At 70.2% G+C, this 18450-nt stretch carries 14 protein-coding genes; 4 read left to right on the top strand and 10 right to left on the bottom strand.

Features of this window, described 5'->3' with window-relative positions:
• Positions 1 to 3: 3 nt before the first annotated feature.
• The 5 genes from ACFUO4_RS21400 to ACFUO4_RS21380 all read right to left on the bottom strand — a co-directional run bounded on the left by ACFUO4_RS21400 (position 4) and on the right by ACFUO4_RS21380 (position 8617).
• Positions 4 to 2403 (bottom strand): galactose oxidase-like domain-containing protein, encoded by a 2400-nt coding sequence (locus tag ACFUO4_RS21400; protein ID WP_079310962.1) that lies wholly within the window; start codon positions 2401 to 2403, stop codon positions 4 to 6.
• Complete coding sequence (locus ACFUO4_RS21395; RefSeq protein ID WP_383486951.1) at positions 2400 to 3572, bottom strand: glycosyltransferase; 1173 nt, start codon at positions 3570 to 3572, stop codon at positions 2400 to 2402. Before ACFUO4_RS21395 ends, ACFUO4_RS21400 begins: the two co-directional genes overlap by 4 nt.
• A complete protein-coding gene (locus ACFUO4_RS21390) occupies positions 3569 to 5179 on the bottom strand; it encodes an ArnT family glycosyltransferase (RefSeq protein ID WP_383486948.1) in 1611 nt (536 codons plus the stop codon). The genes ACFUO4_RS21395 and ACFUO4_RS21390 overlap by 4 nt, the downstream gene beginning before the upstream one ends.
• Entirely contained in the window at positions 5176 to 6444 is a 1269-nt protein-coding gene (locus tag ACFUO4_RS21385; protein WP_383486945.1) for a glycosyltransferase, read from the bottom strand. The genes ACFUO4_RS21390 and ACFUO4_RS21385 overlap by 4 nt, the downstream gene beginning before the upstream one ends.
• A gap of 139 nt (positions 6445 to 6583) precedes the next feature.
• Positions 6584 to 8617 carry a thioredoxin domain-containing protein gene (locus ACFUO4_RS21380; protein ID WP_383486941.1) on the bottom strand — a complete coding sequence of 678 codons (2034 nt, stop codon included), beginning with the start codon at positions 8615 to 8617 and terminating at the stop codon, positions 6584 to 6586.
• Between the two features lie 138 nt (positions 8618 to 8755).
• On the opposite strand from ACFUO4_RS21380, the gene ACFUO4_RS21375 reads away from it, so the two are divergent.
• Positions 8756 to 11956, top strand: a complete 3201-nt coding sequence (locus ACFUO4_RS21375) for an AAA family ATPase (RefSeq protein WP_383486938.1) — start codon at positions 8756 to 8758, stop codon at positions 11954 to 11956.
• Positions 11957 to 12007: 51 nt separating this feature from the next.
• Here ACFUO4_RS21375 and ACFUO4_RS21370 read toward each other — a convergent pair whose 3' ends face one another.
• Complete coding sequence (locus ACFUO4_RS21370) at positions 12008 to 12274, bottom strand: hypothetical protein (protein WP_383486935.1); 267 nt, start codon at positions 12272 to 12274, stop codon at positions 12008 to 12010.
• The gene (gene mca, locus ACFUO4_RS21365) at positions 12267 to 13148 is read right to left on the bottom strand and encodes a mycothiol conjugate amidase Mca (RefSeq protein WP_079310966.1); all 882 of its coding nucleotides are present in this window, start codon (positions 13146 to 13148) and stop codon (positions 12267 to 12269) included. The genes ACFUO4_RS21370 and mca overlap by 8 nt, the downstream gene beginning before the upstream one ends.
• Before the next feature lie 139 nt (positions 13149 to 13287).
• Between mca and ACFUO4_RS21360 the strand changes: the two genes are divergently transcribed.
• On the top strand, positions 13288 to 13686 hold the full coding sequence (locus ACFUO4_RS21360) for a DUF4307 domain-containing protein (RefSeq protein ID WP_079310967.1): 399 nt from the start codon (positions 13288 to 13290) through the stop codon (positions 13684 to 13686).
• 168 nt (positions 13687 to 13854) lie between these two features.
• Entirely contained in the window at positions 13855 to 14355 is a 501-nt protein-coding gene (gene greA / locus ACFUO4_RS21355; protein WP_079310968.1) for a transcription elongation factor GreA, read from the top strand.
• A gap of 73 nt (positions 14356 to 14428) precedes the next feature.
• Here the strand turns inward: greA and ACFUO4_RS21350 are convergent, their stop codons facing one another.
• The 3 genes from ACFUO4_RS21350 to ilvA all read right to left on the bottom strand — a co-directional run bounded on the left by ACFUO4_RS21350 (position 14429) and on the right by ilvA (position 17658).
• On the bottom strand, positions 14429 to 15286 hold the full coding sequence (locus ACFUO4_RS21350) for an ABC transporter permease (RefSeq protein WP_079310969.1): 858 nt from the start codon (positions 15284 to 15286) through the stop codon (positions 14429 to 14431).
• Positions 15283 to 16260 (bottom strand): ATP-binding cassette domain-containing protein, encoded by a 978-nt coding sequence (locus ACFUO4_RS21345; RefSeq protein ID WP_383486930.1) that lies wholly within the window; start codon positions 16258 to 16260, stop codon positions 15283 to 15285. Before ACFUO4_RS21345 ends, ACFUO4_RS21350 begins: the two co-directional genes overlap by 4 nt.
• A gap of 159 nt (positions 16261 to 16419) precedes the next feature.
• Positions 16420 to 17658 (bottom strand): threonine ammonia-lyase, encoded by a 1239-nt coding sequence (ilvA, locus tag ACFUO4_RS21340; RefSeq protein ID WP_079310971.1) that lies wholly within the window; start codon positions 17656 to 17658, stop codon positions 16420 to 16422.
• A gap of 164 nt (positions 17659 to 17822) precedes the next feature.
• Between ilvA and ACFUO4_RS21335 the strand changes: the two genes are divergently transcribed.
• Entirely contained in the window at positions 17823 to 18329 is a 507-nt protein-coding gene (locus tag ACFUO4_RS21335) for a MarR family winged helix-turn-helix transcriptional regulator (RefSeq protein ID WP_179143498.1), read from the top strand.
• Positions 18330 to 18450 lie beyond the last annotated feature (121 nt).

The raw sequence follows: 18450 nt of genomic DNA, 5'->3' as shown, positions 1-18450 counted from the left end.
CGGCTACCCCTTCCTGACATCCGCCTTTCCGCAGGCGAGGCCGTCCTTGTTGCGGTCGAGACCCAGCGGGTCGTCCTTGCCGTTGACCTTCAGGCGGCCGTAGTCGTTCTTCTTCAGCCAGGCGCAGCGGGCCGACGTCGTCGCCTTGACCTCCTTCGGGAACGCCGTGGGCACGCAGACGTTGATCGAGCCGTAGTGGCGGTCGCAGCCGGAGACGGTCGGGCTGACCTTCTGCGAGGTGCGCTTCTTGCCGGGGCCGGTGACCTTGCCGGAGAGGTCGTCGGCGAAGGAGTGGACGTGCGCCGAGGCGTCCGTCGCGCTCAGCGCTGCCGGGCCCTGCAGGTGCACCCACTTCGCCACCGACGGCACCCCGTTGGCGTCCACGGCGAACAGCATGTACCAGCCGGGCGGCGCCAGGTTGGGGTTGCTCGTCACGTTCAGGTCGACGTTGTTGCCGTTCACCGACAGCGGCAGATCCACGAACCGCTGGTTGGGGTCGGAGGAGTGCGTCACCGCGGCCGGACGGATCAACTCGGCCTTGGCGATGGGCCGGTCGACGGTGATCCGCTGGGTGTCGCCGTAGTTCCACTCGGTGTCGATGACCGAAGTGATCGACGGACGCGTGCCCTTGAGGAGGTACGGCGGCGTGTAGATCGACACGTTGTGGTTCCAGGTGCCGTTGCCCGGGTTGTCACCGGTCGCCATGACCCGGCCGTCGGGCAGCAGGAACGCGGAGGAGTGGTAACCGCGGGCCTCGGGGTCGGCGGCGACGGGATCGAAGGTGCCCGAGTCCGGGTCGTAGATCGACGCCTCGAAGACCGGGTTGGCCCGGTTGTGCAGACCGCCACCGGTCTCCAGCACCTTGCCGTCGGGCAGCAGTACGGCGGAGACGTACATCTTCCCCTGGTTACCGGTCTCGGGGACCTTGCCGTTGCCGAGGTCGACCGTGCCCTGCGGGAGCGGCGGCCCGGCGACGTACGCCGGGTTGGGCTGCTTGAGGTCGATGACGTCGGTGAGGCGGTTGCCCTCCGGGTTGGAGTCGATGTTGCCGCCGCCGATGGTGAGGACTTTCTGGTTCTGCGCCGGGGGCAGCAGCACGCTCGCGGACTGGTCGCGCTGGTCCTTGTTCTGCAGGCCCGGGATCTGGGTGATCGTGTTGGCGTTGTAGTCGTAGATCGCCGAGCCGGTGCCCGGGATGTTGTTGCCGAAGACATGGCTGCCGGAGTAGAAGAGGCGGCCGTCCTGCATCAGGATCATCGACGGGTACAGACCCCAGTACGACCAGGTCTGGTTGACCTGCCACAGCGCCAGCCACTTCTGCTGGGCGTCCGACCAGTACTCGGCGGTCACCGATCCGGTCGAGTCCTCGCGCAGCCCGCCGAAGGAGATGACGTCGCCGTTGCCGAGCTCGGTCGCCGAGGGGTACCAGTGGCCGTCGTTGAGGTCATTGGTCTTGCTGTAGGTCTCGGTCTTCGGATCGAAGATGTACGAGTCCTTGTAGCCCTCGTAGCCGTGCCCGCCCGCGACCGGGAACGCCTTGTTGCCGCTCATCACCAGGACCCGGCCGTCCTGCAGCTGGATGTGCCCGGCGCAGAACATGTCCTTCGGGGTGGGAATGACCTTGTAGGTGCCGGTGGCCGGGTTGTAGACGGCCGAGGTGAAGGTGCCCGCGTTGAACTGCTCCTCGCTGTTGCCGGAGCCCGCGATGAGCAGCACCTTGCCGTTGTTGAGGACGACGGAGTGCATGGAGCGCACCGGGTTCTGCGTGGGCAGCACGTCCCAGCGGCCGTTGGCGCACTGATCGGCCGTGCCGGTGCACTGCGCCGGCGGGAGCGGGTCGGCGACCTGTTCCATCGTGTAGTCGTCGGTGGTCGCGGAGCCGGTGCCGTAGACGGAGACGCCCCAGGTGATCCGGTCGGTGCCGGTGGGGACCTCGGGGGTGCGGACGCTCGCCTGCGTCCAGCTGCCCGCCATCTCCAGGGTCTTCAGATCCGTCCAGTACTGCCAGCCGGCGGTGGTGTCGTGCCGGAAGAGGGTGATGGCGGTGTCCGGGGTCGTCGACTTGTACCAGAGGCTCAGGTCGTACTGCTTGCCCGGCGTCACGCCCGGCGCGCACTCGGCCGACTCGGTGATCAGCGCCTTGCGGTCGCCGTCGACGCGGCGGGTGAGCTCGACCTTCATGGCCTTGGAGCCGGAGTGGGCGCCGGAGGTGGTGGTGAACGTGAAGTCGTTGTTGCCCCAGCCGGACTTCTCCCAGCAGTACGGCATGTCGCCGGTGCCGGCGGTCTCGAAGCCGGGGTTCTTGATGAGGTTGGCGGCGGAGGCGGGTTGCGGTGTGGCGAGGAGGAGACCGGCCGTGAGGGCGGTCACCCCCAGCAGGGCTGGTCTGCGGCGGCTCTTCATACGGTGCGGCTCCTGTTGCGGCGGGTTCTGCGAGGGAGATAGACCAGCGCTTCGGTCCCGACGAAGCGCAGGACGAACGTGATGACCAGGGCGAGTGCGGTGGCGGGCAGCGCCGACAGGCCGAAGTGCGTGACCAGCAGCGCGATCAGCGGGATGCGCAGCACCAGGTCGGCGTTGGCGAGCAGCGCGAAGCGGACCGTGCGGTCGGCCCAGTGCCGGTGGCGGCGCCGGTCACGGAAGAGCACCTTCTCGATGAGGAGAAAGTTCCAGGCCACGCCGAACTGGTTGGCGACGATCTCGGCGGGCAGGTAGTGCAGGCCAGCGTGGGTGAGGGCCCACAGACCGACCAGGTTGGGCACGAATCCGGTGAGCCCGATCAGGCCGAACACCACCATGCGGGCCAGCGGGCTCGCCGTGCGCAGTCCGGCGAGGTGCCGCAGGAAGCGGCGCCCTTCCGCCGCCGTGGACTTGGACTCGCCCGCGAACCGCTCCTGGAAGACGAACGGCACCTCGGTGACCGCGCGCGGCCGGCTCCGCACCGCCAGTTCCAGCAGGATCTTGTAGCCGAGCGGCTGCAGCGCGTCCGCGGCGATGTCGCTGCGCCGGATCGCGAAGAAGCCGCTCATCGGGTCGCTGATGCCGTGCAGCCGGCGCGGGAAGAGGGACTTCGTCAGCCAGGTCGCCCCGCGGGAGACGACCACGCGGTAACTGCCCGCGAGCCCGGCACGGCTGCCACCCTTGATGTACCGGGAGGCGACGACGAGCCCGGCGTTCGCCCGCTGCCCGGTGGCCACCAGCTCCGGTACCAGGGACGGCGGATGCTGGCAGTCGCCGTCCATGACGACGATCCAGTCCGCCCCCGCCGCCCTCATGCCCTCCACGACCGCCCCGCCCAGCCCGCCGACCGGCTCGTCCCGGTGCAGGACGGTCACCGGGAAGGGGCAGTCCTTCGCGGCCTCGCGGATCACCTCGGGGGTGTCGTCGGTGGAGTCGTCCACGAAGACGACCTCGCAGGGCAGCCGGCCGGGTACCGACTCGGTGATCTGGTGCAGGAGTTCGCGGACGTTCGCGGACTCGTTGTACGTCGGTACGACGATGGTGACGGCGGCGGGTTCGGGGACCTCGGCGGCCGTCAGATCCGGCAGGGGTGCGGTGTACTCGTGGCTCATCGGACGCCTCCGGTGGCGTGCTGGATCTGCCGGATCTCGATCCGGTCCGCGCCGGCGCCGAACACGGCGACCGGCGTCGAGTGCTGGATGGCGGCCTTGACGTTGGGCAGGTCGACCGCGTCGCGCCGCACGGTCGGCGAGGCCACGACGTAGTCGATGTCCTTCCAGCCGCGCGGCATCGTCTTGGTGACCGCCGGGTCGAGGTCGGCCTTGTAGAACCAGATGACGCCGAGCCCGGGCCGGTACCCCGCGTGCACCAGGTCCAGCCAGAGCGCGTCGTCGACGAGTACCCGGGTCTTCTCGGGCTGCGCCACCTCGCTCGCCATCCACTGCGCGGCGGCCCGGTAGGGGGCGTTGGCGTCGGCGGTGACGGCGGTGCGGTCACCGTCGTACCAGCGCGGTACGACGTACACGCAGGCGGCCACGGCGAGGACCGCCGCGACGCCGTAACGGCCCACCCAGCGCGCCCTGTTGAGGACGGCGTGCACGATCGAGGCGGTGCCGCCGGCGAGGACGAGGGCGAGGAACGGCAGCGCCTGGATGATGTACATCGCGGGCAGATAGCCGCTGGGCCGCATCGCGACCAGGGCGAGGATGCCCACGGCCAGCGAGGGTCCGGCGAGTGCGCGGGCGGTGACGGACCAGCGCCAGGTGGCGAGGAGCAGGAGCGCGCCCGCGAGTCCGCCGAGGGGCAGGACCCGGTCGTAGTAGAGCCAGGACCTGAGCACGCCGTGCGAGCCGGATCCGGCGTCGAGGATGAAGCCCGAACCGGGCCTGGTCATCTGGTACTTGATGCCGTCCCACAGCGAGACGTGCCCGCCCCCGGGCAGCAACTCGCCCTTCAGCAGGGCGAAGAGGGGGTAGGCCAGGCCGATCAGGGTGCAGGCGGTGAGGGCGCCGGTGAGGGCGAACTTGCGGGTGTCGCGGTGGCTGTGGCGCCACATGGTGACGAAGACCGCGGGGAGAACGAAGAGCATCGTCTCCTTGGTCAGCACGGCCGTGGCCGCCGCGATGCCCGCGCCGAAGTGGTGCCAGAGGTGGCGGCTCGGGGACGCGGCGAGGGTGAACGCCAGCAGGGTCCACATCACCGCGAGGTTGTCGAGGAAGATCTCCCGCTGGAGGACGACGGAGAGCGGGGAGAGCCCGAACAGGGCCATGCCGAGGCCGGCGGCCCAGCGGGGCAGGGACAGCCGGCGCCCGAGCAGGTACACGAGGACGGCGCTGATGGCGCTGATCAGCAGCATCGTGACCCGCATCGAGCCGACGGTCATCGAGTCGGGGCTCAGCAGTTTCGGTATCCAGGTGAGCAGGGCGAGCTGGATCCAGCCGAGCGGCGGGTGGTCGTACCAGTAGGTGTAGTGGGCGAGGCCCTTGCCCTCCTGGACGGCCCAGGCCTGGGCGAGGTAGGTCCCCTCGTCGTCGCTGAGGGTGGGGTAGTCGGCGATGTTCCAGCCCTGCACGACGAGGATCGCGACGAGGAGGGCACCGCAGAGGAGGAGGTCGGGACGCCTGGACGAGGATGTTCGACTGGTCGAACGTTCGTCAGGCGCAGGCTGCCGCTGCGCGGGGACCTTCGGAGCGGTCACCGCGGGAAGGGTGGAGGTCACGCAGGGACGTCCTCTCGGATTACCGCCGTGTGGTGGAGATGGGCACCGACGTGACTGGTCAACTCCCAGTCGTTGCGCCCGCGTTGCTCACGCCAGACGGCGCGCATCGCGGCCCCGGCGAGAAGGACCTGGTAGAACGGGCCGCCCACGATCAGCTTCAGGTAGTGCACGAAGCGCACCCGCAGGCCGTACTGCTTGCCGAAGTCGTGCAGTCCGACGAGCTCGAAGACGAAGGTCACCAGGGCCGTGACGGCCGGCAGGAAGGTGACGAAGGCGATGCCGACGGGCACGTCGAGGAAGAGCGCGACCGCGACGTTGAGCGGGATGATCACGCCGGAGAAGGCCTGGAGGAACGGGGTCATGAGGGTGTACCGGGCGAGCAACCGCTGCCCGAAGCCCGGGAGTTGCTTCCAGTCCTTCTTCCGGTAGACCTGAAGGAAGCCCTGGTTCCAGCGGGTGCGCTGCTTGAGCAGGGACATCAGGCTGCCGGGGGTCTCCTCGCGGGTGACCATGTCGGAGTCGTAGGCGACGACGACCTTCTTGCCGACCGACGACAGCCGCACCCCGAGGTCGCAGTCCTCGGCGAGGCACTCGGAGTCCCAGCCGTCGGCGTCCCTCAGGACGTTCGTGCGGACGAAGACGGTATTGCCGCCGAGCGGGATGAACCCCTTCTGCGCGTGCAGATGGAGCCGCGAGCGGAACCAGAAGAAGTACTCCAGGCAGTTGCGCAGGGAGTACCAGCTGGAGTGGAAGTTGATGAGCTGGACGCCGCCCTGGACGACGTCGGCCCCGGTGGTCCGGAAGGCGTGGTCGACGTGGGCGAGGAGCTCCGGGTGGACCTGGTCCTCGGCGTCGAAGACCCCGACGACGTCGCCGCGGCAGTGCGGCAGCGCCGTGTTCATCGCCTTCGGCTTGTTCTTCTTCTCGTGGGTGTCGACGACGACCCGGACGCGCGGATCGCGTTCGGCGGCCGCTTCGGCCACCGCCGTGGTCTCGGGATCGTCGTGCCCGACGATGACGATGATCTCGAAGTCGGTGTGGCTGGATTCCAGCAGCCGCTTGATGGTGTGGTCGAGGACGGCCTGCTCGTGCCGCGCGGGCAGCAGGAGCGAGAACGAGACGTGTTCACCCCCGTCCGGTCTGCTGAACCGGGTGGAGGCCAGCACCTCGGGCGTACGCCACGCGTGCATCTGCCACCACAGGGTGAACGCCGCCATCCAGAACAGGGCCAGAGAAACGGCAGCGATGAAGACAGACGTCAGCAAAGATCCCCCCAGATCTGAAAAACCCCCTGTCGTGGCAGGCCAGTCACTCCTGCCACGTCACTGTGGAGAGGTTATGGGTGATCTGTGAAGTGCGAGGGATCTTCCGATAAATACTATGTTTCGTGGGGGTGTGGTGACTTCACCCGTTCAAGGATGCTCGGAGCCGTTCAACCTCGGTCGTCGGCGCATCACACGTGAAGTTACGGCAGACATACGCGGCCGGTTCACCGCCGACCAGCGGCCGGTCGGCCAGCAGCGGAAGTTCATCACTCCCGACGACTCCCGCGGCGACGACGGCACCGGGCGCGGTCCCCAGAAGTGCCGTACGGTGCAAGGCCTTTGTGGCCGGATCATCGAGGGCCGGCCCCACGACGGCGACCTCCCGCGGCCCGTCGAGCAGCGCCTCGGCGACCGCGAGCCCCCACCCGATGAACCGCGGCACCCGCGGCCCGAGCGCCTTCACCACGCCCAACGCCCGCTCCGCGGCGACGCGATGCGGCTCGGCACCGGTCTGCGCGGCATAGCTCAGCAACGCCCCCGCGGCGGCGGTCCAGCCGGACGGCACGGCGTTGTCGGTCGGGTCCTGAGGCCGCCGGATGAGCCGCTCGGCGTCGGAGGCGGTGTCGAACAGCGCGCCCGACTCCTCGTCCACGAACCGCGCGAGCACATGGTCGAGCAGGAACCCGGCGAACTCCAGCCACACCCCCTCCCCCGTCACGGCCGTGAGCGCGAGGAACCCCTCCGCGACATCCGCGTAGTCCTCCAACACCCCCGCGTTGGCGCCGACATGCCCGTCCTTGCTGGTCCGGGCGAGCCGCGCCTGCTCGTCGAGATGCAGCCGTACGAGGAGATCGGCGGCGGCGACGGCGGCCTCGACCAGGTCGGGGCGGTCGAAGTAGGCGCCGGTCTCGGCCAGCGCGGCGATCGCGAGCCCGTTCCAGGCGGCGACGACCTTGTCGTCCCGCCCGGGGGCGGGCCGCCCGGCACGAGCGTCGAGGAGCCGCCGCCGGACGGACTCGACCTTGTCGCCGTCGAACACGCCCTCACTCTGCGGAAGCTGAAGAACCGAGGCCCCTTCCTCGAAGGTCCCTTCGTCCGTCACCCCGAAGTACTGCGCGGCGAGTTCGGCATCCTCCTCACCCAGCACCTCGACAAGCTGCGCGGGCGTCCACACGTAGTACGCCCCCTCGACGTGCTTCCCGTTCCCGTCGTCGCTGTCGGCGTCCAGCGCGGAGGCGAACCCGCCCTCGTTCGTGCGCAGTTCACGCACCATGAAGTCGGCGGTCTCCAGGGCGACGCGCCGGGCGAGCTCGGATCCGGTGGCACGCCACAGATGGGCGTACACCCGGCACAGCAGCGCGTTGTCGTAGAGCATCTTCTCGAAGTGGGGCACGACCCACTCCCGGTCGACGGAGTACCGGGCGAACCCGCCCCCCAGCTGGTCGTAGATCCCACCCCGCGCCATCCGCTCGCACGTGTCCCGCGCCATCTGCAAGGCACCCTCGGCCCCGGTCCTGGCGTAGTGCCGCAGCAGGAACTCCACGACCATGGACGGCGGGAACTTCGGCGCCCCGCCGAATCCGCCGCGCTGCGCGTCGTACTCCCGCGTCAGCCCGAGCAGCGCCTGCGCGAGCTCCTCCTGGCCGGGCGCCTGCGAGTCGCCGTAGGAGATCTCCCGCCCGGCGAGGTCCCGCACGATCTTCTCCGCCACCTCCGTGACCTCGTCCCGCCGATCGGCCCACGCACTGCGCACCCCCTCCAGCACCTGCCGGAAGGACGGCATCCCGTGCCGGGGCGCGGGCGGGAAGTAGGTACCGAAGTAGAAGGGCTCGGCATCCGGCGTCAGAAACACGGTCATCGGCCACCCGCCCTGCCCGGTGGCGGCCTGCACGGCCTCCATGTAGACGGCGTCGACGTCGGGGCGTTCCTCGCGGTCGACCTTGATGTTGACGAAGTGGGCGTTGAGGTAGTCGGCGGTCTCCTGGTCCTCGAAGGACTCGTGCGCCATCACATGACACCAGTGGCAGCTTGCATACCCGACGCTGAGCAGCACCGGTTTCCCGCTCTTGCGCGCCTCCTCGAAGGCCTCGCCGGACCACGGCCACCAGTCGACGGGATTGTCCGCGTGCTGGAGGAGGTAGGGGGACGTCTCTTGGGCCAGTCGGTTCGGCATGGGGTCCATCCTGCCGCAGTACCCCGGCCGTCACGCGTCAGGCGGGTCCCAGAAGGTGATCCTCCGGCCCTCTCCCCACAGCGGCCCGTCCGCAGCACACTTGACCAAGAAACCGTTGTCGTCGGAGGGGGACGAGACATGCGGGACAGCCATCGGGTGGAGGCCGAGCGGCTGGTGGGCCGGGCCGTGGAGGAGGAGGTGCGGCGGTCGGGCGGGCGCATCGACGGGGGCGTGCTGCTGTCGCGGGCGCGGGGCGCGCTGGATTCCATGGCCGAGACGGCCGCCGAGGAGTACGAGGCCTACACGCGCGCGCTGGACGAGGCGGCGGCCGGGCAGCTGACGTTCGGGCAGCGGTACGCGCGGCAGGGCGGCGGAACTCCCCTGCTGGTGGCGGGAGTTGCCGCCGCGGCGGCCGTCGTCGCCGACTTGGCGCTGGGGACCGGCGCGGGGACGGCCCTGGGTGCCGGGGTGACCGTGGGTGTCGTCGGGGCCGCGGCGACCGTGGTGAAGGTCGCCGGGTCGCATCTGCCGGCCGCGCATCATCAGGCGGGCGCGGCGAGTCAGCCGGGCGGGCCCGAGCAGCTGCGGCTGTCGTGGCTGACCGCCCTGGAGGTGCGGGGCATCCGGCCCTTCCTGGATCAGCAGCGGGTGCTGAGCGCGTCGACCGGGCCGAAGAAGACGGGGCCGCGGCTGAAGGGCGCCGACAAGAGCGCGGCGGCCCGCGGACGGAACGTGCTGGAGCAGTCGTTCGGCCAACTCCCCGATCCGATCACGGAGTTCGCGGGTCGGCGGCAGGAGCTGGGCCGGATCAGACAGTGGGTGCAGTCAGCGCGGGCCAGCACCGAGACCCGCCCGACGGTGGTCGTGCTGCACGGTCCGTCCGGCAGCGGCCGTTCCGCGCTCGCCCTGCACGCCGCCCACGATCTGCGGGACTACTTCCGCGGCGCGTGCGTGGTGGACCTGCGCGGCGACAGCCCGGAGGAGCCGCCGCTGCCCACCCGGGACGCCCTGCTGCACCTCCTCAACCGGCTCGGCGCGCCCCGCGAGCAGCTGCTGTTCCGGGAGCGTTCCTCTCCCGACCAGCAGGTCAAGCGGCTGAGCGAGCTGTACCACCAGCATCTGACGGGCCTGCCGGTGACGATCGTCCTGGACGACGCCTCGGACCCGGAACAGGTCCGCACCCTCGTCCCGGAGCGCTCCGACAGCCTGGTCCTGGTCACGAGCCGCACCGCCCTGCGGTTGCCCGCCGATCTGCCGGCCTGGGTGCACCATCTGCCGGTCGAGGCGCTGGACCCGGCGGGCGCGGAGGAGCTGCTGACGGCGACCGCGCAGGACAAGTCGGCGCCGTACGACGCCGAATCCACCGACCGGATCAGGGAGTTGTGCGGGGGCCTGCCGCTCGCGCTGCGCATCGCGGGCTCGGCCCTCGGCCCGCGTGCACCGCGCCAACTGGCCTCGGACCTGGGCGCGTACGGCCCGGTGGAGCCGATCGAGCGGGTGCTGTGGCTGCGCTACACCGACCAGTCGGACACCGCCCGCCGCCTGCTGCGCCGCCTGGCGCTGGCGGGCCGGGCGTCCCTGGGCGCGGCCGCGGCGGCGGCGCTGCTCGCCACCGATCAGTCGGAGGCGCGGCGGCACCTCGTCGCGCTCGCCCGCGCCGGCCTGCTCGACCACGTCCGCGGTGACCGCTACCGCCTGCACGACCTGGTCCGCGCCTTCGCCCAGGCCCGGCTCCTGGACGAGGAGGATCCGGCGGAGCGCACCTCGGCGCAGGAACGTCTCATCGTGAACTACGCGGAGCTGGCGGACTCGGTCCTGCGCCTGGTCGACGGCAACATGTCGACCCGCTCGGACCGCTTCAGCCCGCACGGCTTCACCTCCCTCGACGAGGCGCTGCGCTGGCTGGACGACGAGTCGAGCTTCATCACCTCGACCCTGCGGCACGCGGAGGGCGTGAACCAGGCGGCGGTGCTGAGCCTGCTGGGCGCGCTGTGCGACTACTGCCTGCTGCGCGGCGACCTGTACCGCCTCGGCGAGATCAGCGAGCTGGCCCAGGCCGTCGACCAGGGCCTGCTGGTGCGCTCGGTCCAGTGGCGCACCGGTATCGCGGCCCGTCAGCTCGGCGAGCTGGACAAGGCCCGTACGACCCTGACCTCGGTGGTCGACCTGTACATGGAGGCCCACCACGACGCGGGCGCGGCCAGGGCCCTGTGCTCCCTGGGCATCACGCTCCACCACCAGGGCAACCTGACGGAGGCGGCGGCCAAGCTGCACGAGGCCCTGGATCTCCAGGCGGCCCCCGAACTGGCGACGGACCGCGCCTGGACGATGCACGCGCTGGCGGCGGTGGAACGCGACCGCGCCCACCTGTCCGAGGCCATGGACCTGCTCACCCAGTCCCTGGTCCTGCACCACGCGGGCGAGTCCGTGCACGGCGAGGCCTGGGCCCACTTCCAGCTCGGCCAGCTCGGGCTGCGCATGGGCGACGTACCCAGAGCCGAGCAGGAGCTGCGCACCGCCCTGGATCTCTACGGCCGCACCCGCGACGCCCGCGGCGAGGCGTGGGCCCTGACCCAGCTGGCCCGCGCCCGGCTGGTCGCCGGTGATCCCTCCCCGGCGGTGGACGGTCTGCGCCAGGCGGCGTCCCGGCACCGCGAGAACGAGGACGCGCGCGGCGAGGCCTGGTCGGTCTACTACCTGGGCCAGGCGCTGGAGGAGACGGGCAACCTGGATCTGGCGGTCCGCGAGCTGGAACGCTCCCGGCAGATGTTCTCCCGCATCCGCGACGTGTACGGCCTGGCCTGCGCCCGGCATCATTCGGCGCGCGTGACCCGCGACCAGCGAGCCGCCCAGACGGGCTCCCTGCGCAACTCCGGTTTCGCCCGTCAGCTGCTGGTCGACGCCCGCGCCGACTTCCAGCGCATCGGCGTCGCGCACGGCGAGGCGTGGACCTGCCTGGAGCTGGCGGTGGTGGACGCGGGCAACGCCCGCACCCCGCAGGCACTCGCCCTGTGCGACGAGGCGATCGGCCTGTTCACCTCGTACGGCGACCGCCGCGGCGAGGACTGGGCCCGCTTCCTGCGCTGCACCCTGCTGCCCTACGCGGCCCCGGGCGGGGTCGAGATCGGCACGGCGGTGGCGCAGGAGGAGCTGTCCCAGCTGTCCCGCGCCGGCCATCCGTCCCGCGACGAGAAGCTCGACGACTACGTCGAGGCGTATCTGCTGCTTCTGGAGCGGGGCATCAGCCTGGAGTCCGGCTGGCAGGCGTGGCGGCTGGGGATGGTCCCGAACCGGCATGCGCGGGAGGTCATGGGGGTGGTGGTGGCAGCCAGGAGCTGACCTGCCCGCCACACCAGGAGCCGGCCTGCCCGCCACCCGCCATGACCGGGGTCAGCTCTGGCCGGCGCCGGGCTCGGCCGAGGCCGTCTCGGAGGCGGTCTCGGCCTTGGCCTCGGCCTCCGGGTCCGGCGTCTCCTCGAAGTCGACCTTCCCCAGCTGCCGGCTCATGCTCTTCATCAGGCCCCACACCGCCAGCGCCATCACCGCGAAGACGATGAAGCCGAGGACGCCGGGGGTGACCTTGTTCTCGTCCACCTCCTTGGCGAGGGGGACGAGGTGCGTCATTGCCAGGCTCACGCTTGCGCTCATGTCAGGCATTGTCGCGGATGCCCGCGAAGAGGTCGTCCTCGGGGAGGGAGGTATCGACGAGGGACTTCGCCAGCTCGTACTCCTCCGTCGGCCAGACCTCCTTCTGGATCTCCATCGGGACCTTGAACCAACCGCCGTCGGGGTCGATCTGCGTGGCGTGCGCGATCAGCGCCTTGTCGCGGATCTCGAAGAACTCGGCGCACGGGACGTGCGTGGTCAGGGTGCGCTCGGTGCGCTCGATCTCGTTCCACCGCTTGAGCCAGTCCCCGTACGGCGACTCCAGGCCGCGGTCCAGCATCGCCTGGTGCAGCGCCTCGGTGCGGGGGCGGTTGAAGCCCTGGTTGTAGTAGAGCTTCTGCGCCTGGTAGGCGGGGCCGAAGTCCGCCTCCGGGTACTTCTCGGTGTCCGCCGCGCCCTCGAACGCCACCATCGAGATCTTGTGGGTCATGATGTGGTCGGGGTGCGGGTAGCCGCCGTTCTCGTCGTACGTCGTGATGACCTGGGGACGGAACGCGCGGATCTTGCGGACCAGCTCGCCGGCCGCCTTGTCGACGTCTTCCAGGGCGAAGCAGCCCTCGGGGAGCGGGGGCAGCGGGTCGCCCTCGGGGAGGCCGGAGTCGACGAAGCCGAGCCACTCCTGCTTGACGCCGAGGATCTCGCGGGCCTCGTCCATCTCCTTCTTGCGTACCTCGTGGATGTGCTCCTCGATGTACTTGTCTCCCTGCAGCTTCGGATTGAGGATGGAGCCGCGCTCCCCACCCGTGCAGGTCACGACCAGCACGTCCACCCCCTCGGACACGTACTTCGCCATGGTGGCCGCGCCCTTGCTCGACTCGTCGTCGGGGTGCGCGTGAACGGCCATCAGTCGCAGCTGGTCAGTCAAGACTCAATCCTTGGTAAGTCGGCGCCCCTGTGTGTCGGGGTGCGATCGGCGGCTTCTATAGTGACCGAATCGGAGGGCGAATAATTCCGCAGTCAGGCTCTGGCCCGGTTTCCGTCCGGTTTCTGCCGAGAGGACGATCATGAGCGCGTCGACCACGCGACTGCCCGAGGGCCGTTACGGCCGCTCCTCGGACGAGCGCGCCGACCACAAGCTCAAGATCGCCGGTGCCGTCCTCGGGGCGCTGCTGCTCGCGCTGATCGGCTATTTCGCCTGGCACTACGTCGGCCAGAACAAGATCAGCGCCGAGGTGATCACCTTCGAGCCGGGCAAGGACTCGGTGCAGGTGCATCTGGAGGTCCGCAAGGACGCCGGCGCGAGCGGCTACTGCACGATCCGCTCCCAGGCCGAGAACGGCGCCGAGGTGGGCCGGGCCGATTTCCGCTTCTCCGGCGACGCCACCCGTATCGACAAGGTCGTCACGCTCCGTACGACGTCCCCGGGCACCACCGCGGAGCTCCTGGGCTGCCACGCCGACTGAGTTCAGCCGCATTACGTAGAGGCTGACCTGCGTTGACGTGATTCTGATGGCTTATGTCCTCCCCCTTCGGCCGCTGAATTGTTAGGCTCGTGGTTTCGCCCATCCGTGAAGGAACATTCTTCTGGGTAGGGCGATGCTTTGTATTCCCAGTACCTACGAGGAGCACCTGTGACCCAGACCAGCGAAGACGTCACCTGGCTTACGCAGGAGGCGTACACCAAGCTCAAGGAAGAGCTGGCGTACCTGTCTGGTCCCGCGCGCGAGGAAGTGACCGCGAAGATCGCGGCCGCGCGCGAGGAGGGCGACCTGCGCGAGAACGGCGGGTACCACGCGGCCAAGGAAGAGCAGGGCAAGCAGGAGCTCCGCATCCGCCAGCTGACCCAGCTCCTGGAGAAGGCCAAGGTCGGCGAGGCCCCGGCGTCCGCCGACGGCGCGGTGGCCCCCGGCATGGTCGTGACGATCGCCTTCGACGGCGACGAGGACGACACGATGACCTTCCTGCTCGCCTCCCGCGAGTACGCCAGCTCCGACATCGAGACCTACTCGCCGCAGTCCCCGCTGGGCTCCGGCGTGATCGGCCACAAGGTCGGCGAGGACGCGGAGTACGAGCTGCCCAACGGCAAGAAGGCCTCCGTGAAGATCCTCAAGGCGGAGCCCTACAACGGCTGAGCCGGCCGCACCCCGCCCGTGACGGCCCCCGGTGTCCCCTGGGACACCGGGGGCTTTGTCATGCGGTCTTTTGTCATGCGGTCGCCGAGCGGTACTTCCGGACGGAAAGGGTCCTGAAGACGGCGATGATCAGGATCGAGTAGATCAGTGACGCCCACACCGGGTGCTGCATCGGCCAGGCCTCGGAGGGCGAGACGCCCGGGTTGCCGAAGAGCTTGCGGCAGGCCTGGACGGTGGCGCTGAACGGGTTCCAGTCGGCGATGTGGCGCAGCCAGGGGGTCATGTGGCTGGTGTCCACGAACGCGTTCGAGATGAACGTGACCGGGAAGAGCCAGATCAGGCCGCTGGACGTGGCCGCCTCGGGGGTGCGGACGGACATGCCGATCAGGGCGCCGATCCAGGTGAAGGCGTACCCGAGCAGGAGCAGCAGCCCGAAGGCGCCCAGCACCTTGCCGGCGTTGGTGGGCGCGTCCGATCCGACGCGCCAGCCGACCAGCAGGGCGACCACCGCGAGGACCACCAGGGTGAGGGCGGTCTGGACGAGGTCGGCGAAGGTGCGCCCGGTGAGCACCGCGCCCCGGGCCATGGGCAGGGAGCGGAAGCGGTCGATGAGCCCCTTGTGCATGTCGTCGGCGATGCCCGCGCCGGAGCTGGCGGTGGCGAACGTGACGGTCTGCGCGAAGATGCCGGCCATCAGGAAGTTCTTGTAGTCGGTGGCGCTGGTGCTGCCGCCGATCTGCATGGAGCCGCCGAAGACGTAGGTGAACAGCACCACGAACATGATGGGCTGGATCAGCCCGTAGATGATCATCTCGGGGATGCGGGACATCCGGATGAGGTTGCGCTGGGCGACGACCAGGGAGTCCCGGACGGACTGGCTGACCGGGTTCCCGGCCGGCGCGACGCGCGCGGTGTCGGAGACGGTGCTCATTTCCTGACGGCCTCCTTGTCGCTCGTGACGGCTTCCTCGGCCACGTGGCCGGTCAGGGAGAGGAACACGTCGTCGAGGGTGGGGCGGCGCAGTCCGATGTCGTCGATCTCGATGCCCCGGGTGTCGAGCTCGCGGATGACCTCGGCGAGCAGCTTGGCGCCGCCGGTGACGGGGACGGTGAGCTTGCGGGTGTGCTCCTCGACCGTGGTGTCCCCCTTGCCGAAGCCGCGCAGGACCTCGGAGGCGGTCGCGATGTCCTCGCGCTGGTGGACGACGACCTCGACGCGCTCGCCGCCGGTGCGGGCCTTGAGCTGGTCGGAGGTGCCCTGGGCGATGAGCCGGCCGTGGTCGACGACGGCGATGTCATGGGCGAGGTGGTCGGCCTCTTCGAGGTACTGCGTGGTCAGCAGCAGGGTCGTACCGCCGGAGACCAGGCGCTTGATGACGTCCCACAGCAGCTGGCGGTTGCGGGGGTCCAGACCGGTCGTCGGCTCGTCCATGAACATCACGGGCGGGGAGACGACCAGGGCGGCCGCGAGGTCGAGGCGGCGGCGCATGCCGCCGGAGTAGGTCTTGGTGGGGCGGTCGGCGGCGTCGGCGAGGTCGAACTGCTCCAGCAGCTCCGCCGCCCGGGCCTTCGCGGCCTTCGCCCTCATCTGGTAGAGCCGGCCGACCATCTGGAGGTTCTCGCGGCCGGTCAGATACTCGTCGACCGCCGCGAACTGGCCGGACAGGCCGATGGAACGGCGCACCGCGTCGGGGTGCTTGAGGACGTCGATGCCGGCGACGACCGCCTTGCCGCTGTCGGGCCGCAGCAGGGTCGTCAGACAGCGGACGGTCGTCGTCTTGCCCGCGCCGTTCGGCCCGAGCAGGCCCAGGACGGTGCCCTCCGGCACGTCCAGGTCGACGCCGTCCAGAGCCCTTACGTCACCGAAGGTCTTCACCAGGCCTTCGGCATAGATGGCGCCTGGCATGTGAGTCTCCACGTCGTCGGGGATTCTTCGAAAAGCCTAGGTATGCGCTGGTTGTGTCGCCTGTCTTTTTCTCACGACGCACCATAACGCGATGTATCGCGAGTCTCAACGGATTTTCCCGAAAGGGTGAACCCAAGCCGCTGGCCTCTGGGGATGACCTCAGTCGATGACCGTGTAACCCGCGTTCCGCAGGGCCTGGCCGACCTCGGCGCAGTGCTCGGGACCCTTGGTCTCCAGGTGCAGCTCGACCTCCGCCTCCGTGAACCCGAGCCGGGGGTCGGTCCGTACGTGGCTCACATCGAGGACGTTGGCGTCGACCACTGACAACACCCCGAGGAGCGTGGCCAGGGCGCCGGGACGGTCGGTCAGGCGCAGGCGTACGGCCAGGTAGCGGCCCTGCGCGGCCATGCCGTGCCGCAGGACGCGCTGGAGCAGCACCGGGTCGACATTACCGCCGGACAGCAGCGCGACGACCGGTCCCTCGAAGGCGCCGGGGTCGCTCAGCAGCGCGGCGACGGGGCTCGCGCCGGCCGGCTCGACGACCAGCTTGGCCCGCTCCAGGCTCAGCAGCAGCGCCGCGGACAGCTCGTCCTCGGTGACCGTACGCACCTCGTCGACCAGTTCGCCCACGATCTCGAACGGCACGTCGCCGGGCCGCCCCACCTTCATGCCGTCGGCCATCGTCGCCGGGTTCTCGATCGACACCGGGCGCCCGGCCACCAACGAGGGCGGGTACGCCGCCGCGCCCGCCGCCTGGACGCCCACGATCCGTACGTCGGGCCGCAGGGACTTCACCGCGACCGCGACCCCGGCCGCGAGACCGCCGCCGCCGATGCCGAGGACGATCGTGCGCACCTCCGGGCACTGCTCCAGGATCTCCAGGCCGACCGTGCCCTGGCCCGCGATGACGTCGGGGTGGTCGAAGGGGTGGATGAACACCGCTCCGGTCCGCTCCGCGTACTCCTGCGCGGCGGCCAGCGTCTCGTCGACCACCTGCCCGTGCAGCCTCACCTCGGCGCCGTACTCCCGGGTCGCGCTGATCTTGGGCAGTGGGGCGCCCTTCGGCATGAACACCGTCGACCGCACACCCAGCAGCGACGACGCCAGCGCGACCCCCTGCGCGTGGTTGCCCGCGCTCGCGGCGACGACCCCGGCCGCGCGCTCCTCGGGCAGCAGGCCGGCGATCCGGACGTAGGCGCCACGCAGCTTGAAGGACCCCGTGCGCTGGAGGTTCTCGCACTTGAAGTGCACCGGCGCACCCACCAGCTGCGAGAGGTGCCGGCTGCCCTCCATCGCGGTCACCCGCGCCACGCCCGTGAGCATCTTCTGGGCGCCGCGCACATCGTCGAGAGTGACGGGCCGCAGGGAGTGCAAGGAGTCAGCCGTGCCATAGCTCATGACACAAGCATCGCAGTTCACAAGCGGCAGCGGCCGCTGTGACCAACCTCCGAGACCGGCTTTGCGCAGCGCCGGTACGGCCCGCCTTCCGGCCGCGTACCCTGTCCCCCAACCCAGCACCCTTTACCTGAAGCGAGCCCCCGGCCATGCCCACAACACCTGAAATGTCGATGGACATGACGACCGTCGGTGACACCGGTCTCCTCGACACGCTGCAGCACGAGGTGGCGGTCTTCGCCCGCCGTGCCGAACAGACCCGGCTCGGCGGGGTCGGGCAGGTGCGCAACTCCATGGACCGCGCCGCATACCTGCTGCTCAACCGCCTCGACAAGGAAGGCCCGATGGGCGTCAAGGCGCTCGCCGCGAGCATGGGCATCGACTCGTCGACGGTCACCCGGCAGGTGGCGCCGCTCGTGGACACCGGGCTCGTCAAGCGCACCTCGCACCCGGAGGACGGGCGCGCGGTGGTGCTCCAGCTGTCCCCGCGTGGGCTGTCGCGCCTGGAGGAAGTGCGCTCCTCCCGGCGTCAGTTGATGGCCGAGCTGACACACGACTGGGCGCCGGAGGAGCGCGAGGCGTTCTGCACGCTCCTCACGCGCTTCAACACCGCGCTCTCCTCCCGGATGGCGGCCCAGGGGCTGCCGGGGGCGGATGCGCCGACGGCTTCCTGACGGACGCGGGAGGGCTCCCGGGTTCCCTTACGCACCCTGGGGCCGACGGCTTCCTGACGTACGCCGGGGCGCTCCCGGATTCCCGTACGCGCCCGCCCGGGCGGAACCGCGCGCGGCCCTT

Source organism: Streptomyces sp. NPDC057280 (assembly GCF_042668605.1).
Taxonomy (GTDB): domain Bacteria; phylum Actinomycetota; class Actinomycetes; order Streptomycetales; family Streptomycetaceae; genus Streptomyces.
Note: the sequence above shows the minus strand (reverse complement) of the source record. Positions and strands in the feature narration are given on the sequence as shown.

Bases quoted from the DNA above. Each gene is read 5' to 3' on its own strand.
- ACFUO4_RS21395 (WP_383486951.1), bottom strand. From the start codon at position 3,572: ATGAGCCACGAGTACACCGCACCCCTGCCGGATCTGACGGCCGCCGAG.
- ACFUO4_RS21400 (WP_079310962.1), bottom strand. From the start codon at position 2,403: ATGAAGAGCCGCCGCAGACCAGCCCTGCTGGGGGTGACCGCCCTCACG.
- ACFUO4_RS21345 (WP_383486930.1), bottom strand. From the start codon at position 16,260: ATGCCAGGCGCCATCTATGCCGAAGGCCTGGTGAAGACCTTCGGTGAC.
- ACFUO4_RS21380 (WP_383486941.1), bottom strand. From the start codon at position 8,617: ATGCCGAACCGACTGGCCCAAGAGACGTCCCCCTACCTCCTCCAGCAC.
- ACFUO4_RS21370 (WP_383486935.1), bottom strand. From the start codon at position 12,274: ATGCCTGACATGAGCGCAAGCGTGAGCCTGGCAATGACGCACCTCGTC.
- ilvA (WP_079310971.1), bottom strand. From the start codon at position 17,658: ATGAGCTATGGCACGGCTGACTCCTTGCACTCCCTGCGGCCCGTCACT.
- ACFUO4_RS21335 (WP_179143498.1), top strand. From the start codon at position 17,823: ATGTCGATGGACATGACGACCGTCGGTGACACCGGTCTCCTCGACACG.
- ACFUO4_RS21375 (WP_383486938.1), top strand. From the start codon at position 8,756: ATGCGGGACAGCCATCGGGTGGAGGCCGAGCGGCTGGTGGGCCGGGCC.
- ACFUO4_RS21360 (WP_079310967.1), top strand. From the start codon at position 13,288: ATGAGCGCGTCGACCACGCGACTGCCCGAGGGCCGTTACGGCCGCTCC.
- ACFUO4_RS21350 (WP_079310969.1), bottom strand. From the start codon at position 15,286: ATGAGCACCGTCTCCGACACCGCGCGCGTCGCGCCGGCCGGGAACCCG.